Source organism: Desulfovibrio desulfuricans DSM 642, from assembly GCF_000420465.1.
Classification (GTDB): Bacteria; Desulfobacterota; Desulfovibrionia; order Desulfovibrionales; family Desulfovibrionaceae; genus Desulfovibrio; species Desulfovibrio desulfuricans.
Map to the genome: position 1 here is coordinate 83,246 of NZ_ATUZ01000020.1, position 15,208 is coordinate 98,453.

At 58.0% G+C, this 15,208-nt stretch carries 13 protein-coding genes; 4 read left to right on the forward strand and 9 right to left on the reverse strand.

Annotated features, from left to right (window positions below):
- Positions 1 to 2: 2 nt before the first annotated feature.
- The 8 genes from G449_RS0115130 to G449_RS0115165 all read right to left on the reverse strand — a co-directional run bounded on the left by G449_RS0115130 (position 3) and on the right by G449_RS0115165 (position 8,854).
- Positions 3 to 1,364 carry an SrfA family protein gene (locus tag G449_RS0115130; RefSeq protein ID WP_022660161.1) on the reverse strand — a complete coding sequence of 454 codons (1,362 nt, stop codon included), beginning with the start codon at positions 1,362 to 1,364 and terminating at the stop codon, positions 3 to 5.
- Entirely contained in the window at positions 1,361 to 2,494 is a 1,134-nt protein-coding gene (locus tag G449_RS17500) for a S1C family serine protease (RefSeq protein ID WP_022660162.1), read from the reverse strand. Before G449_RS17500 ends, G449_RS0115130 begins: the two co-directional genes overlap by 4 nt.
- Before the next feature lie 80 nt (positions 2,495 to 2,574).
- Positions 2,575 to 3,534: a hypothetical protein gene (locus tag G449_RS0115140; protein ID WP_245559887.1), complete on the reverse strand. Its 960-nt coding sequence runs from the start codon at positions 3,532 to 3,534 to the stop codon at positions 2,575 to 2,577.
- Between the two features lie 230 nt (positions 3,535 to 3,764).
- Entirely contained in the window at positions 3,765 to 4,340 is a 576-nt protein-coding gene (locus tag G449_RS0115145) for a TetR/AcrR family transcriptional regulator (protein ID WP_022660164.1), read from the reverse strand.
- A gap of 267 nt (positions 4,341 to 4,607) precedes the next feature.
- Positions 4,608 to 7,040, reverse strand: coding sequence for a Lon protease family protein (locus tag G449_RS0115150; RefSeq protein WP_022660165.1), 2,433 nt, complete (start codon positions 7,038 to 7,040; stop codon positions 4,608 to 4,610).
- A gap of 9 nt (positions 7,041 to 7,049) precedes the next feature.
- Complete coding sequence (gene hemC, locus G449_RS0115155; RefSeq protein WP_022660166.1) at positions 7,050 to 7,979, reverse strand: hydroxymethylbilane synthase; 930 nt, start codon at positions 7,977 to 7,979, stop codon at positions 7,050 to 7,052.
- A 9-nt stretch (positions 7,980 to 7,988) separates the two neighbouring features.
- Positions 7,989 to 8,222, reverse strand: coding sequence for an FmdB family zinc ribbon protein (locus G449_RS0115160; RefSeq protein WP_022660167.1), 234 nt, complete (start codon positions 8,220 to 8,222; stop codon positions 7,989 to 7,991).
- 2 nt (positions 8,223 to 8,224) lie between these two features.
- Positions 8,225 to 8,854, reverse strand: coding sequence for an SIS domain-containing protein (locus G449_RS0115165; protein WP_022660168.1), 630 nt, complete (start codon positions 8,852 to 8,854; stop codon positions 8,225 to 8,227).
- 117 nt (positions 8,855 to 8,971) lie between these two features.
- On the opposite strand from G449_RS0115165, the gene G449_RS0115170 reads away from it, so the two are divergent.
- The 4 genes from G449_RS0115170 (at position 8,972) to G449_RS0115185 (ending at position 14,090) form a co-directional block, all read left to right on the forward strand.
- Positions 8,972 to 9,847 (forward strand): NAD(+)/NADH kinase, encoded by an 876-nt coding sequence (locus G449_RS0115170; RefSeq protein ID WP_022660169.1) that lies wholly within the window; start codon positions 8,972 to 8,974, stop codon positions 9,845 to 9,847.
- Positions 9,844 to 11,586, forward strand: coding sequence for an ARMT1-like domain-containing protein (locus G449_RS0115175; RefSeq protein ID WP_027181068.1), 1,743 nt, complete (start codon positions 9,844 to 9,846; stop codon positions 11,584 to 11,586). Before G449_RS0115170 ends, G449_RS0115175 begins: the two co-directional genes overlap by 4 nt.
- A 124-nt stretch (positions 11,587 to 11,710) precedes the next feature.
- Positions 11,711 to 13,144 carry an Asp-tRNA(Asn)/Glu-tRNA(Gln) amidotransferase subunit GatB gene (gatB, locus tag G449_RS0115180; RefSeq protein ID WP_022660171.1) on the forward strand — a complete coding sequence of 478 codons (1,434 nt, stop codon included), beginning with the start codon at positions 11,711 to 11,713 and terminating at the stop codon, positions 13,142 to 13,144.
- A 163-nt stretch (positions 13,145 to 13,307) separates the two neighbouring features.
- On the forward strand, positions 13,308 to 14,090 hold the full coding sequence (locus tag G449_RS0115185; RefSeq protein WP_022660172.1) for a S26 family signal peptidase: 783 nt from the start codon (positions 13,308 to 13,310) through the stop codon (positions 14,088 to 14,090).
- A 92-nt stretch (positions 14,091 to 14,182) separates the two neighbouring features.
- Here the strand turns inward: G449_RS0115185 and G449_RS0115190 are convergent, their stop codons facing one another.
- Positions 14,183 to 15,136, reverse strand: a complete 954-nt coding sequence (locus tag G449_RS0115190; protein ID WP_022660173.1) for a hypothetical protein — start codon at positions 15,134 to 15,136, stop codon at positions 14,183 to 14,185.
- Positions 15,137 to 15,208: the final 72 nt, after the last annotated feature.

A 15,208-nucleotide genomic window follows, 5' to 3' on the forward strand; every position in this document is an offset into this window, starting at 1 on the left:
CATTATTTCCTTTTGAAACGGGCATCCCACTTGAGATTGGCCCCGCCAAGCTCTCTGCCCTTGCACTGGGTGGTGTTTTCCTGTCCGGTACATTCAACCTTTTGCGGAACATAGGTGCCGCCACGCGGGCAACGGGCCTGACTGGAATCAAACTGCAACTGGTTGCCCTGAAAGCGCGCCGAGGCCGAGCCGCTGCACACCTGACCATTACGCTCGCGCACAAGGCGGCGGCCCTTGCCGCTCTTGTCAAAGCAGTATTCTGCAATGATCGGTTCATTGGAGGGGTGCGAATACAGGCCGGTTTCGCTTGTCCAGCAGCCCTCAAGGAAGCTCAGGTCGTTCTTTTTGGCCGCGTTTTCAGGAATGGCAAGGTTGTCATTCTTCTTGGGCGCGGGTTTGGGCGGTTCCTGCGGCTTGGGTTCTTCCTTGGGCAGGGGCTTGGGTTCCTGTTTGGGTTCAGGCTTTGGCTTGGGCTTGGGGGCTTCCGCCACCTTGGGCGGCTCCACAGGCGTTTCGCCAAGGAAGGGTTCCACCACTTCCGGGTCGGGCTTGGGTTCTTCCTTCTTTTCCTCAACCTTGGGAGGCGTTGGCGTAACCGGCGGCGTAACAGGCTTGCACAGGGCCGCGCGCTCCTGCAACTGACGCCACAGGAGGGCAAGCTGATCTTCGTTGGCGGCGGCTTTCTGCTTTTCGGCCTCCAGAGCGCTGCGGTCAACGGGCATGCAGCCCGAAGGCAGAGGAGAAGGCAAAAGCCCCAGCGCCGCGCCCAAAAGCCAGAGCAGGAGCAGCAAGAGCAGGAGTGGCAACAGCCACGGCAGGCACCCGCTGCGCGGCGGCACAGCCACGGGAACAGCGGCTACAGGCGCGGGCGGCGGGGGAGGTGGCAGCACGCCGCCAAGCCGGGTGAGGTCCTGCGGTTGCGCGCCCACGCTGCCGGGGGCAAAACCCCAGTTAATGAGAACAGGGCGGCCATCCACAGACCAGATGTCTTCATCTGCCGGGTGTTGCAGGGCAAGCCGGAGCAACTGGCCCGAAAGGGCCTGCCGCGCCTGCGCGTCTGCTGTGAGGTCGCTGGACAACCCGGCAATATCAGAGGCCAAGGTGCCCGCACGGGCGCGCAGGGCCTGAGCATCCTGCTCCGAAAGTTCCGCAAGCGGAACCGCCGGGCCGTTGCCTTCGGCATACCAGTCAACGCTGTTGCCTTCGGCATTGTGCTGCGGTTCGGCAAGCAGGGCGGCATGATCCGGCCCAAGCTTTTGCAGCAGGATGGATTTCAACTGCTCATAGCAGTCGGTGGCAAAGATGCCCTGGCTGGCAAGCGCGCGCATCTGACCGCGCAGACTGACCGCAATGCGGGTACTCATGGCTTGCCTCCGGCTGATTCACTGCTCTGGGCCATGGTGACGGGAACGCCCACCGAACGCAAAAATGCTGCCAGGCTCGTGCTGACAATGGCCAGGCTGGACTGCCTGTAGGAGGCATCGTCCAGTTTGATAAAGGTGTTGATGCCCACCACATCGCCCTTGTCGTTGACCAGCGGCCCGCCGCTGTTGCCCTGCGAAACTGTGGCCGTGTGCACAATAAGCGGCGGCTTGCGCTCAAGAATGACGCTCACAACGCCCTCGGTGTACACCACTTCGGGTGCGGCGGCTTGATCGCCCTTGAGCAGGGCCGCAAATTTGGGATCGTCAGTGGTTACGGCGCCGGGGAAGCCCCAGGCGCTCACGCGTTCGGTACGGCTCACGCCCGGCGCGAACTTGAGCGGCACAACACCCGATGCGCCGTTAACGCCAAGTACAGCAAAGTCCTGCCCGTCATCGTGGGTTACCTGGCGCACAGTTGCCTCATAAGGTCTGCCCAGGGCTTTGTTCACAACGACCGCCTGCGTGGCGTTACCAACCACATGGGCATTGGTAACCACGTAGCCCGGGGCCACAAAAAAGCCGGAACCCATGGAAAGCCCCTCTTCCCGCATGGCAAGCACAAGCACTGTGCCCTGTTCCATCAACTCGGAAACATTTTTGGGCGTCTGCTGCTGCATGGGCGTGGGCGGCACCTGCGTTTTGGCGTCTGCCGTGGGCGGGAGGGTGGCTGCATCCGCACGGGCAGAATTGGGATTCGCAGCGCCAGAGCCTGAACCCAAAGGAGGCCACATGACGCCCGCAGGCGGGGTGACAAGCCCAAGCCCCTGCTTTACTTCGCAAGGATCCTTGGCAAGCAGGGCGCGCAATTGCTGCATGAATGTTTCAAGCGCCGCGTTGTGCTCGCGCCACTGCTCTGTCTGGGCGGCAACAGCAGTCTTGGAGGCCTCGGCCTGCTGCCATTCTTTCCAGAACAGCCATGCGGCCAGCAGCAAAAGCCCCAGAAACAGCAGCACGCCCCAGAAAAGAGGGCGGCGATACCAGGGCAGGACAACCGCGCCAGCAGGCGCGACACCTTCAGGAGCGGCGCTCGGCGGTGTTTCAGGCGGTACAGGGTGTTGGCTTTCGTTCATCTATGGCTCCGCGCGGTATATGCGGCGCAGTAAAAAAGCCGCGCAACCGCCACTGGAGTAGCGGCTGCGCGGCAGCAGAGTTATCCCAGCAGGTTATTGACGGTTTCTTCGTAGCTGGACATGCGCGCGTTCACATCGCGGCGCGTGGTTTCAAGATCTTCACGCGAAGATTTCCACTCCGCGGCCTGCGCGGCAACGTTGTTCTGCTCCGGCGTGCGCGAGGCGCTGGCCGCAGGTGTGCTCTTGGGCTGCGTAGCTGCGCCCTTTTTGAACTTGGTAGCGCCAGAACTGGAAGACGAAGTCGCAGCAGTGGTGGGCTGCGCCGAAGTGTAAGGTTCGGCCAGGGCCTGCTGATACTCGCCGTCCTTCTTGGCCATGGTGGTGGCGGTATCATTCAGGATAAACGAGGTTTCCTCAAGGCCGCTGCGGATTTCATTATACCTGTCCTGAAATTCCATGCGGGTGATCTGCCCGGCCTTGAACTGCCCGGCGGCAAGCTTGAACTGTTCGTCATAGCACTTGGCCGCAACCTTGGCTGCTGCGGTGGAGCGGTTCATGCTGGCAGCCTCGCTGCCAAGCTGCTGGCTGTACTGGTGCAGATATGCGGCATCGCGATCCTGAGCTTTGGACTTGCCGTAGACGTTGCCCGCCACAGCGCCCGCAGCGCCGCCCGCAACAGCGCCAGCCACAGCGCCGCTGGCCTTGCCTGTGGCAAGACCGCCAATAAGCGCGCCAAGCAGAGCGCCGCCAACAGCGCCAGCGGCAGTGCTTTTACCCGTGCTGTTTTCGTCCTGCCGCAACTGGTTAACAGGCTGATAGCACTGCGGATAATAATTGACCTTGGTTTTCTGGTCGCCATATTTGCTGGTGCAGCCCGAGATCAACAATCCTGCAGCAAGAAAAAGGCACAAGGGTATGCTGGCAAGCCTTTGCATAAAAACCGTCTCCTCAATAAGGGTTGAGTCTACGAGCGCCACGGCATGTCTGCCCAGAGCTCCCGGCAATCCGCACAGAATAATGGAGCGGATAGGACTGTTCACTCGCGATAATGCACCCTGAACATTTTGAATTTACTTCAAAGCGCTGTGGCTCGGCAAGCCCTATTGCTCCGCTGGAGCATCAAGCATGCACAAGATTGTCACACAAATGCGGGTCAGGGCGCAGAACATTTATATTTCCCATTGCTGCGCACACCAGCCGGGCAACAAAAGATGCAAAAAAGCCGCCGATCTTTACGACCGACGGCCCGACTGTGTGTTGCAAACAAGCTCTATGCCTTGATGGAGCGGGAAATGAAGTCAAGAACATCTTCGTACAGCGTGGGCATCGCATAAGGGGTCAACACCCGTGTACGGTTGGAACCGACCATAAGTGAAATGATCACCTGGGCGGTGCTTTTGCTGTCGACCTTCACAATGCTGCCGTCTTCCACGCCCTTGGCGATAACGCGCTCAAGCTCGTTGTGTACCTGCGAAAACATGGAATCCATAATATCGCGGTCGGTCTTGGTTTTCATGTCGCTGTAGGGCGAGCAGCGCACAAGTACCAGCCAGTTGGAGTCCTTGTCGATTGAAAAATCAAGATATGCCTTGCAAAAACGCATAACGCCATCGTAACCACAGGTGGCTTCGGCAGTGGCTGAACGCAGCCTTACGAGAAAGCGTTCTAGAACATCAAGCCCTGAGGCAAGAAACAGCTTTTCCTTGTTGCCATAGTGGTGGGTCAGCAACCCGAGGGCAACACCAGCTTTGTCGGATATTTTTTTGAATGTGGTTTCCACATACCCGCATTCGCCAAAAAGTTCTTTGGCGGCCTGAAGCAACGCTTCTTTCTTGTTTTTGTTCATCACGGCTTTTGCTGGGTTAGAGTGAGGCATAAGGTTTTTCCTTGCGTTGACCCCATTACACATAAAACCCGTAAAGTCAAGGTATGCGTGAGGTTATTGCTTGTTCTCGTGAGCAGAAAGGCAGTAAACTGTTTGCCTGCTCAACGCGGTTTTTTGTAAAAAACCGCACCCCAAAGCGCCTTTGCGGCAAGCTTGCGCCGCCCTAAGGCAAACATTTCAATGCAAAAAACTCAGGGGGTATTATGTCGCTGCCACGGGCAGCGCCCATTACCCCTCTTTGGATTTTCTGGTGCGGCGAAAGGCATTCTGCGCGTAATCGCCCAGGCGCTCCAGTCTGCGGTCAACCATGTCGTACAGGCTGTTTTTCGTAAAGCCGCCCTGTTTCAGTCTGCGACCGATTGAAAGACCAGTCAAGAGGGCGAGGGCTTCTTCTATGCGCCGCACAGGATAAATGGAGAACTGGCCTTTCTCTACAGCTTCAATAACATTGGGCGCGAGCATGAGGTGATCCACATTGTCAAAGGGCATGATAACCCCTTGCGTGCCCGTGAGGCCCTGGCTGGCGCAAACATTATAAAAGCCCTCGATCTTGCAGGTAACGCCGCCAACGGCCATGATCTGCCCCGTCTGGCTCACGGCCCCGGTAAAGGCCAGATCAAGACGCACCGGCACATCGGCAAGAGCCGAGAGCAAGGCGGCCAGTTCCGCGCCAGAGGCGCTGTCACCCTCAATACCTGCGTAGCTCTGCTCAAAGTAGAGCGAGCCGGAGAGCACCAGGGGCTTTTTGCGCGCAAAAAGATCCGTGAGGTAGCTCTTCAGGATCATCATGGCCTTGGTGTGGATGGGGCCACCCAGCTCGGCCTCGCGTTCAAGGTCGATGATGCCCTCGTGCCCCACGCCCACAGTACATGAAATCCTGTGCGGCAGACCGAATTCAAAGTCGCCGTGCCACGTGACGGAAAGACCGTTAACCTGACCAATGGCCTGACCCGAGGTCTGCACCTTGATCATGTTGCGGTCGTATTCTTCCATATAAATCTCTTCCACCAGGTTGGCCCGGTAGATGCGCGCAGCGTGAGCTTCTTCCAGCACTGGCGCGGTGACCACATCCTGCTTGCGCATGCGTGTCAGGGCCGAAGCCTCGATCATGAGCTCACGCAGTTCGGGAAAGCGCAACGAAAGGCGGCGTTGGTCTTCGCAGATGTGCGACCCAAGGTCGATGAGCCACGCCAGAGCCGTGCGGTCAAAACAGGGGAGTTCTGTTTCCTTGATGATGGTGGCAATGTGCCCGAGGTAGGCGCGCACATTGGCGGCATTGCGCTCTGTGGTGTCGGCCATATGGGCCTTGATGCGGAAGAGCTTGGAGAACCTGTCGTCATTGACAAGCAGCCCCTCGTACAGTTCTTCGTCGCCGATCAGCACCACCTTGAGGTTCAGGGGCAGAGGCTCGGGATTGATGCCCTTGGTGCGGATGGGCGTATCCGGGCCTTCGCCGGAATCTTCAATGCGGGCCATATTGGAGCGCAGGGCGCGCAACAGGCCCTCCCATGCATTGGGATGTTGCAGAAGATCCTCAATGTGCAGCACCAGAAAACCACCGTTGGCCTTGTGGATGCTGCCCGCGCGGATAAGGGTGAAATCCGTGACCAGCGCGCCCATTTCAGATTCGCGCTCCACGCAGCCGAGCAGGTTCACGGCTGTGGGGTGGTCTTCCACAATGATGGGGGCGCCATCAAGGCCGCTGTTGTCCACCAGCAGGTTGACCTCGTAGCGGTAGAGCACAGCCTCCACCGGCGCGCCGTGCGGGTCGCCCATAGGGCCGCCGTCCCTCTGCAGAAAGGCATCGGTATTTTTAAGGATGTCTTCGCGCAGGGCCGTAAAGTAGGCATCCAGCCCCTTGACCGGGCAGGCCTTGAGCATGCGCTGCTCAATGGGGTTGAAAAAGGTGGTCAGCACCTGGGTCATGGCTTCGCGTTCCAGACCGCGTTCGTCGTCCTGAAAGCTTTCTTCAGCCTTGTTCAGTTGCCGCATGTAGCCCGACATGGCCTGCACAAGGTTGTCGCCCCGGCTTTTGAGGCTGAGGCGCAGGGTTGTGTCCAGCCTGTCGAACTCTTCCTCGCTCAGGCGCTTGCCTTCCACCAGCGGATACAGGGTCAGACCGCCGCTTTCGTCCATATCAAGGTTGAATCCCTTGTCTACGGCAACGGAATTCATCTTGCGCAGCAGGCCCATGCGGGCGTTCTGGAAGTTGTCCACAATCTTGGCGCGGCGCTTTACGTAGGTGCTGGCCTCAAAACGGCGCGGCAGCTCATCGCGGATATGCTCGATCAGCTCCTTAAAGTTCTGCTTTAACTTCTTGCCCATGCCTGTGGGCAGGGCAAAAAGGCAGGGCCGGTCAGGATCGGCAAAATTATGCACGTATACCAGATCGTCAGGCGTCTGGGCTTTTTTGGCCTGAGGGCCAAGGTAGCTCAGCAGCATGTGGCTGCGGCCAAGATCGGCCTCGCCAGACAGGTAGATGTTGTAGCCCTGATTTTTGATTTGCAGGGCAAGGTCCAGCGCCTGCATGGCACGGGGCTGGAATGGATTCTGGCGACCGTTGCGCGGCAGCGGAATGTCCTTGCTCGTTTCCCAGGGAATACGGGCGGGATCTAACGTGGCGTGCAGGCGTGACGCGGGCAGGGGAGCGATAGTTGGCATAGGAAATCGTTATTGTTGGTAAAGTTTTTCCAGGATGGCGCGGCCGCCTCTGGCAAGAAGTTTTTCAGCAAGTTCAAGCCCAATCTGGCGGGCCTTGGAGGTCTGACCCCGTTGCGCCTCGCGCAGAATCAGGCTGCCATCAATCTCGGCCACCAGGCCTTCGAGTACGAAGGTCTCGTCATCCTCAAGGCGGGCATGCCCGGCAATGGGCACCTGACACCCGCCCTCAAGCCCGGCAAGAAAGCCCCGTTCGGCTTCTACGCATACGCGGGTGGGGGTGTCTTCAATCTCTGCAAGCAGGGCAAAAAGATCGTAATCGTCTTCGCGGCATTCAATGCCAATGGCCCCCTGGCCCACTGCGGGCAGAAATGTCTGCGGATCAAGGGCGTGCATGTAGGGTGCGCTCAAGCCCAGGCGGTTCATGCCTGCGGATGCAAGAATAATGGCATCGTACACGCCTTCACGCAGTTTGCGCAGGCGCGTGTCCACATTGCCGCGCAGGCTTTCAATGCGCAGATCGGGGCGCAGGGCCAGCAACTGGGCCTGACGCCGCAGGCTGCTGGTGCCAACGCATGCGCCCTGGGGCAGGGCCGCAAGGTCGGCATACTTGCACGAAAGCATGCAGTCAGTGGGCGCTTCACGTTTGGGAATGCAACCCAGTATGAGCCCGTCGGGCAATTCCATGGGCACGTCCTTGATGCTGTGCACGGCAAGGTCGGCCCGGTTATCAAGCAGGGCTTCTTCAATTTCTTTTACAAAAAGGCCCTTGCCGCCCACCTGGGCCAGGGGAACATCCTGAATGATGTCGCCCTTGGTCTTGATGATTACAAGATCAACGGCCAGTTCCGGGTCAAGCGACAGCAAGCGGCTTTTGACGTGTTCTGCCTGCCAGAGGGCCAACTGACTGCCACGGGTAGCGATAACTAGGGATTTACGCATGCCTGCCGCCTAATGTCCGCAGCTCGCGCAGTTGCCGCCAGAACAACCGGCGCAGCCGCCGCCACCGCCGGTTGAAGCAGCGTAATCGCCGCCTTCTGCGCCGTTTCTGCGACGCGCGCAGCAGGACATGAGCTTCTGGGTTTCGTTGGAGCCGCAATACGGGCAAGTGGGCGGGGTTTCGTCAAACACCAGTTCTTCAAAATCCCGACCGCATTTCTGGCAAGAATACTCGTAGATGGGCATGGTCAAACCTCGGTTGTGTGTCGCCCTTGCAAATAGGGGGTCAGTGCGACAGCATTTTCAAAAAGATAATAATCCGTCAGCCGGCAAAATAGGTGCCCGGCTGCAAGGTGCAGTTCCTGAACAAGCGAGGGTTCAGCCTGCGGCGTTTCAAGAACCATGTCGCTGTATCGGGCCATTTCGCCGCCGTGCCCGCACAGGCACACCGTAAACTGCCCTCCGCGACGTGCCGCCTCAAGGGCGGCGATGATATTGGCGCTGCTGCCGGTGGAAAAAATCGCCACCAGCATGTCGCCTGGCCGCCCCAGAGCTTCAATCTGACGCGAAAATATCTGGCTGAAATCAAGGTCGCTGCCAATGGCCGTAAGCGAAGTTGCATCGGCAGACAGCGCCAGAGCGGGCAGGGCGGGCCTGTCCATAATAAACCTGTTCACAAATTCGGCTGCCATGTGCTGAGCCAGTGCAGCGCTGCCGCCATTGCCGCAGAGCAGTATTTTGCCGCCGCCCGCAAGGCACGTGGCCGCGCGCAAGGCCGCCTGACGAAGAAAATCTGCCTGCGAACGAAAAAAATCTTCGCGCAGGCGCGCGCCTTCGCTGGCATGCTGTTCAATAATATCAAGGGCTGTATCGTGCATGGCGCTCACAATTGCCGAAACGTGACATGGAAGCCTTCTTATTTAAGGCAAAGCCCTGCAACTGACAAGCGCCCTCAGGCTTGCGGTAACAGACTTGATAACGTAACTTGCGCAGGTATGCAAAACGCAACAAGCCGACACATACTTCTGGTTTACAAGGCCCGGCACGAAAGAGCTGCGGCTCTTGCCCAAGAAGCCGCCCAGTGGCTGCGCCAAAAAGGGCACAACGTTGCAGGTGTGATCTGCGCTGGCACGGACACACCGGCCTACGCAACTACTCCCCTTGACTTTGTGGTTGTTTTTGGCGGCGACGGCACAATGCTTGGCGTGGCCCGCCGCCTTGTGGGGCGCAACGTGCCTGTGCTGGGCATCAATTTTGGCCGGATCGGTTTTTTGACCGATGCCCAGCCGGAGCAGTGGCGCGAAAAACTCGAAGAATCCCTCACCGACATGGAACCCGTGCGCTCCTGTATGGCCTTGCAGTGGACGCTCAACCGCAAGGGCCAGCAGATTGCCAGCGGCTGCGCGGTCAACGATGTTGTCCTGAGCCGGGGGTCTTTGTCGCGGCTTGTTCTGTTTGATGTCTATATTGCTGGCGAGCGCCTTGGCTCATTACGCGGCGATGGAATGATCATTGCCACGCCCGTGGGCAGCTCCGGCTACAGTGTTTCCGCTGGCGGCTCGCTGCTGCATCCTTCTATGGAAGCCGTGGCTGTTACGCCCATCTGTCCTTTCCTCAATACTATTTCGCCCATGGTGTTCCCCGGCGATACCGAGTGCCGGTTCCAGATTTTGCAGGGTTCCACAGATTGCTACCTTACTGTCGATGGGCAGGAAGGGCAACAGCTGGAGCTGGGCGACACCGTGACCGTGAACGGTTTGCCCGATGCTGTGCATTTTCTTGGCAAAGGAACAACTTTCTTTGAGCGTTTGCGTTCGCGCGGCTTTGCCCTGCAAGGCACTGAATGCATCAGGTGCGGGGAAAACGCATGAGCAACGCGATTTCTGTGGATTCTGTTCGCGAGTTTCATTTTGGGGAGAGTGTCCGCTTTGACGCATGGCTTTACAGCATGCTGATGGACAACAACATCGCCTACGGCATGAACCCCGACATTGTGGCCAGCCAGGAACAGATGGCCTTTATGGTCAGCCTTGCGCGCGATCAGGTGTATTTGCCCTGTTCTGACGACACGTTCAAACTGTTGTGCCAGCAGACCGCTCCCGAAGAACTTCGCCGCCAGTATAACCGCTCCTGGCGCATCATCATGCGCCTCGTGCGCTCCTTCACGCCCGAGGGACAGAAACGCAGGCGCATTTTGCAGTTCTGCCGGTTCCGCTTCAAGCAGTATGTTGCCCAGCATACCCTGATTCCTTCGCGGCTTGTCAAGCGAATGACCGATCTTGTGCTTGCCCAGGGCAACCAGCTGGACGACCCCTGGAGGCGGCTGCGCAGGGTTTCCACCAAACGTCAGCTTGAAATGCTGGATGAAGCCCCGGTGCGCGAGAATCTTGCCGCCGTGCCTGCGGATGCCGTGGCGGCCAATTCCATAGCCTCTGTCAGGCGCATGCTCAACTACGTGGAACTTTCGCGTCTGCTGTGCCTTTCGGCCATGTCGCGCCCGTGGGTGGAGACGCCGCCAGACGCGGAAACAGTGCGTCAGGCCATGGAGGCCGCGCGCGAAACCTGCGCCCACTTGCGGCACTATTTTGAGGCCAGCGCGGTCAGATCCGGCACGGTGCTCTTTTTGTGCGACGCAGACGGCGGCGTTGTGTTTGATCTGGCTGTTGCCAACAGCCTCATCCGCATGGGGCATAAGGTCATTTTTGCGGTCAAATCAGGCTTTTTCTTTTATTCGCCCACATTGGAAGACATGGAGATTGACCCCTCCATCCGGCAGATGATCGGCGGCGGCACAGTGCAGCACGAGCCGCGCATGAGCAAGAACGAACTGTTGCGCCACCTGCGCGAATACCGCCTCATGGTTATTGGCGATGGAACGCGGGAGCGGCTCAATCTGTACAGGGTCTCGGTGACATTCTCCCGCGCGTGGAAGGAAGCCGACCTTATTCTGGGCAAGGGCTGGCGCGTGGCCGATGTGCTCATGGGCAGCAGCCACCAGTATACGCGGGATGTGGTCTGCTACTGGCAGGATGATCAGGGCTTTCACATCAAACTGCGCCAGCATGCCGAGAGCGCCCATAAATTCAGCGAGAACGACATTGCCGCCCAGTCGGCAAACATCATCGCAGGCATGCGCGAGGCCCGCATGCAGGGCCGCACGGTCATGTTCTACAGCTGCGTGATCGGCAGCATCCCCGGCGAGACTGGTACCGCTATCGAGATCGTGCGCGCATTTGTAGACAATCTGCGTAAAAAAATGGATAATATCCTGATAATTAATCCTGCCGAGCATTTTATTGAAGGCATGGACGGCGACGACCTCATGTATATGTGGGAGCAGGTGCAGCGCAGCGGCTTTATTGATGTGTGGCGGTTTCAGACCGTTGAAGACATTGAGGAAAGCTTTGCCCTGCTTGGTCGCAAGGTGCCGCCGCAGTGGTCGGGCAAGGATTCCACCTTTTCCACCGGCTGCACCAAGGAAATGCGTATCGCGCTGGACGTGCAGGCCAAAAACAGGGAAATGCAGATCATCGGCCCCGACCCTCGGCGTTTTTTCCGCAGGGGAGAGTACGGTGTGGGCAAATATTTCGACGCCAGCATCCCCCATTGATGCTTTTGCGTCAAAAAAGGCGGCGCAAGCTGCCGGATGCCAGGTTTAGCGGGCGCTTATGCGCAAAGCGGCGCTTTTGCCGCGCAACTACGGGGTGAACCCCGCTGAGGGAGTAATCTGATCTATGGCCGCCTATGAAGCCGTGATTGGCCTTGAAGTGCATGTGCAACTTGCCACGGCCTCCAAACTGTTCTGTTCCTGCCCCACGACTTTTGGGCAGCCTGCCAACGCCAATGTTTGCGAGGTGTGCTCCGGCATGCCCGGCGCTTTGCCCGTGCCCAACCGTCAGGCTGTTCACTTTGCCGCTCTGGTTGGCCTCGCCACCAATTGCGCCATAAATACCCGTTCCATTTTTGCCCGAAAAAACTATTTTTATCCTGATCTGCCCTCCGGGTATCAGATTTCGCAGTTTGAGCTGCCCATCTGCGAACACGGGCATCTTGAAGTGGACGTGGAAGGGCGGCGCAAGCGCGTGGGCATTACACGCATCCATATGGAAAACGATGCTGGCAAGAATATTCACGCCCAGGGCGAAAACCTGAGCTATGTGGACCTCAACCGCGCGGGCACGCCCCTGGTGGAAATAGTTTCCGAGCCGGACATGCGTTCCGCCGCCGAGGCTGTGGCCTACCTCAAGGCCCTGCACAACATTGTGACCTATCTTGGCGTGTGCGACGGCAACATGGAAGAGGGCAGCTTCAGGTGCGACGCCAACGTCTCGTTGCGCCCTGTGGGAACCGAACCCTTCGGCACCCGCACCGAGCTGAAAAACCTCAACTCCTTCCGCAATGTGCAGCGCGCCATTGAATATGAAATTTCCCGCCAGCAGGATGTGCTGGACGATGGCGACAAGGTCGTGCAGGAAACCCGCCTGTACGATGCCGTCAAGAACTCCACTGCCTCCATGCGCAGCAAGGAAGAAGCGCACGATTACCGCTACTTCCCCGATCCGGACATTCTGCCCGTGGATATTACGGAAGAAGAAATGATCCGCTGGCGCGCTGAAATGCCGGAGCTGCCCCATGTTCGCATGGCCCGTTTTGTGGCTATGGCGGGTCTGCCCGAAGCCGAGGCGGAAGTGCTGGTGCAGAGCAAGGGACTGGCCGACTTTTTTGAAGCTGCCGCCGCCAAGGCCGACCCCAAGAAGGTTGCCAACTTTGTGCTTGGGTCGCTGCTGCGCGAATGCAACGCCCGTGGGCTTTCCGCCGCTGACCCCTCCGCCTGGGCCATGAAGCCCGAGGCACTGGCCGAACTGGTACGGCTGGTTGACGGCGGCACCATCAGCGCCAAGATCGCCAACGATATTTTTGGCGACATCTTTGAGCAGGGCGTCATGCCTGAAGCCTACGTGAAGGAAAAAGGCCTTGCGCAGATTTCCGACACCTCAGCGCTCGAAGCCGCCGTGGATGCAGTCATTGCGGCCAATCCCGCTGAGGTGGAGGCTTACCGCGGCGGCAAAACCAAGCTGATCAGCTTCTTTGTGGGGCAGATCATGCGCGTCACCAAGGGCAAGGCCAATCCTGCCCTGGTGAACGAACTGCTTGCCAAAAAGCTGTAAGCTCTCGTCAGTAAATAAACGCCCAAGCGGGGATTTCGGTCATGCCGGGGTCCCCCTTTTTTGTGCGGCTTTGAATCTGCTACAACGACATGCAGTCTTTTTAATTGAAATATAAAATCATTTTCAATAGTGTGAGGCAATTCTTTTTTAGTCGAGGCTGTTCATGAAGTTTACCGCTATTGTTTCGCCCCTCGCTTCCTTGGTTTTGCCGGGTAGCGGGCAGATACTCTCGGGCTTTTTCACACATGGCGTGATCTTTTTTGTTCTGTGGCTTGCTTCTGCTCAGACGCTGGTTGCTCTGGGCAGCAGTCTTGATGCGGATGGCAGGCACGCGACTTATTTTGTAGCCCTTGCCTGTGAAGTCCTGCTTCGACTTGGCTCAGCCATCGACGTGGTTTTGCGGCAACGTTCACAGGCCAGATCGCAAAACGCCTGCCAGCGGCGCATGATCTCCAGAGGGTTTGTTTTCAGCGTCCTCGTGCTGGCATTGGTGGCGCTGCCCGCGCTGGAACCCGCCATCAAGGCATATTCCATGAACGGCAACCGTACTCTGCTTCCCCTGATCACACCGGATTCCCGTTTGCTGGTGGACAAACAGGCTTATCAGTCGGCCAAGCCGGAAAAGGTTGATATCATTGTGATTTCCACCAGGCACATTGCAGAAAGGAAGGGGGGAGGGCCACACATAATAAGCCGCGTTGCAGGCATTGCTGGCGAGCGCGTGCGCGTGCCTGTTCCAGCAGGGCAGCAAAATCCGGGATGGGAAGGGCAGGGATACCGAGAATGTTTGGTGGGCGAAGGAAATATCTATCTGTCGAGCATCAACCCTGCGAGTCAGATGGCATTTTTTGCCCCCTTCACCAGTGTTGTCGGTCGGGCGGAATATATTTACTGGCCGCCCTCCCAGGCAGGAAGGATAGCAGGGGTATCGGGCATTGCTGACTGACAAAATCTGAGTTGCTAACTTCCCAATGCGCATAAAGGGGCCGAGAGGCCCCTTTATGCGCTGACGGCATCAGCACCGCATATGCGGAAAAACTAGACGCTCAGGTTCAGGCCCGAAAGCATGGAAAGACTGCTGTCGGAATAACTGCCAAAAGAATTTGTGGCGTTGCCCGAGCCGGACCACCAAGCGGCCATGGATTCCACCTCAATACGCTTACGCAGGTCAGAGGGCGAAACCTGCAATGACTTGCGCGCGTCATCAAGGCCGGAAAGGGCCTGAATCTGGCCGAACTTTTTGACCAGGGCGGGATTGTTGTCAAAAAACTTCTGCACGGCTGCCTTGGTGGCGGCATCGCTGCTTTCAACCACAAGGCTGCCATCGGACTTGGTTTGCAGGGTAAATTTTGCATCGCTGCTTACAGCAAGGCTGCTCATGCCGCTGTTCAGCGTCTGACCGAGTTTGGAATTATCCAGCACTGCCTGAATGGCAGCCTTGTTGGCACTGTCCGTGCTGCTGGCAGCGGTCAGCTTGCCGCTGCTGTCAACAGTCATGGCCACAGAAGTGCTGGGGCTGACGCCAGCAGCGGTAAGGGCCGTGCGCAGATCCTTGCCAATAGTTGTATTGCTCTTAAGCCAGGTCTGCACATTTGCCTGATCTGTGGCATTTGCGCTGGCAGCAGTGAGGGAGCCGTCCGCAGCCAAAGTAAAAGTGACACTTGAAGGATCGGTAACCCCAAGCTTTGACAGGCCATCCTTGACGGCAGTGTTGAATTCATTATTCAACTGCTCGCGATACTTGGTAATCTGGCTGAAAGTAACGCGGCTGCCGCTTTCAAGACCCATAGCGTCCATGGCGTACTTTGTAAGCTCCACCATGCTGGAAAGCTGGCTGGTTATGCTGTTGCCGCTGAGCATCTGGCTCAACGAGCTTGAAGAACTTTTTGAACCCGAAGACGATGAGCTGCCGGAAGTGGAGGTACTCAGCTTCTGGTTCTGCCACTGGTACAGCCCGCTTGTATAGCTGTTTACACCCGATACGTTGCTCATGATGACTCCTCGGCAGTTTTTGCCCGGATTGGGGGCTTGGGGGTGCCGTATTGCTCACTTATGCATATACCA

Coding starts and splice junctions, on each gene's coding strand:
- G449_RS0115130 (WP_022660161.1), bottom strand. CDS start 1,364: ATGAGTACCCGCATTGCGGTCAGTCTGCGCGGTCAGATGCGCGCGCTT.
- G449_RS17500 (WP_022660162.1), bottom strand. CDS start 2,494: ATGAACGAAAGCCAACACCCTGTACCGCCTGAAACACCGCCGAGCGCC.
- G449_RS0115145 (WP_022660164.1), bottom strand. CDS start 4,340: ATGAACAAAAACAAGAAAGAAGCGTTGCTTCAGGCCGCCAAAGAACTT.
- G449_RS0115150 (WP_022660165.1), bottom strand. CDS start 7,040: ATGCCAACTATCGCTCCCCTGCCCGCGTCACGCCTGCACGCCACGTTA.
- hemC (WP_022660166.1), bottom strand. CDS start 7,979: ATGCGTAAATCCCTAGTTATCGCTACCCGTGGCAGTCAGTTGGCCCTC.
- G449_RS0115160 (WP_022660167.1), bottom strand. CDS start 8,222: ATGCCCATCTACGAGTATTCTTGCCAGAAATGCGGTCGGGATTTTGAA.
- G449_RS0115165 (WP_022660168.1), bottom strand. CDS start 8,854: ATGCACGATACAGCCCTTGATATTATTGAACAGCATGCCAGCGAAGGC.
- G449_RS0115170 (WP_022660169.1), top strand. CDS start 8,972: ATGCAAAACGCAACAAGCCGACACATACTTCTGGTTTACAAGGCCCGG.
- G449_RS0115175 (WP_027181068.1), top strand. CDS start 9,844: ATGAGCAACGCGATTTCTGTGGATTCTGTTCGCGAGTTTCATTTTGGG.
- gatB (WP_022660171.1), top strand. CDS start 11,711: ATGGCCGCCTATGAAGCCGTGATTGGCCTTGAAGTGCATGTGCAACTT.
- G449_RS0115185 (WP_022660172.1), top strand. CDS start 13,308: ATGAAGTTTACCGCTATTGTTTCGCCCCTCGCTTCCTTGGTTTTGCCG.
- G449_RS0115190 (WP_022660173.1), bottom strand. CDS start 15,136: ATGAGCAACGTATCGGGTGTAAACAGCTATACAAGCGGGCTGTACCAG.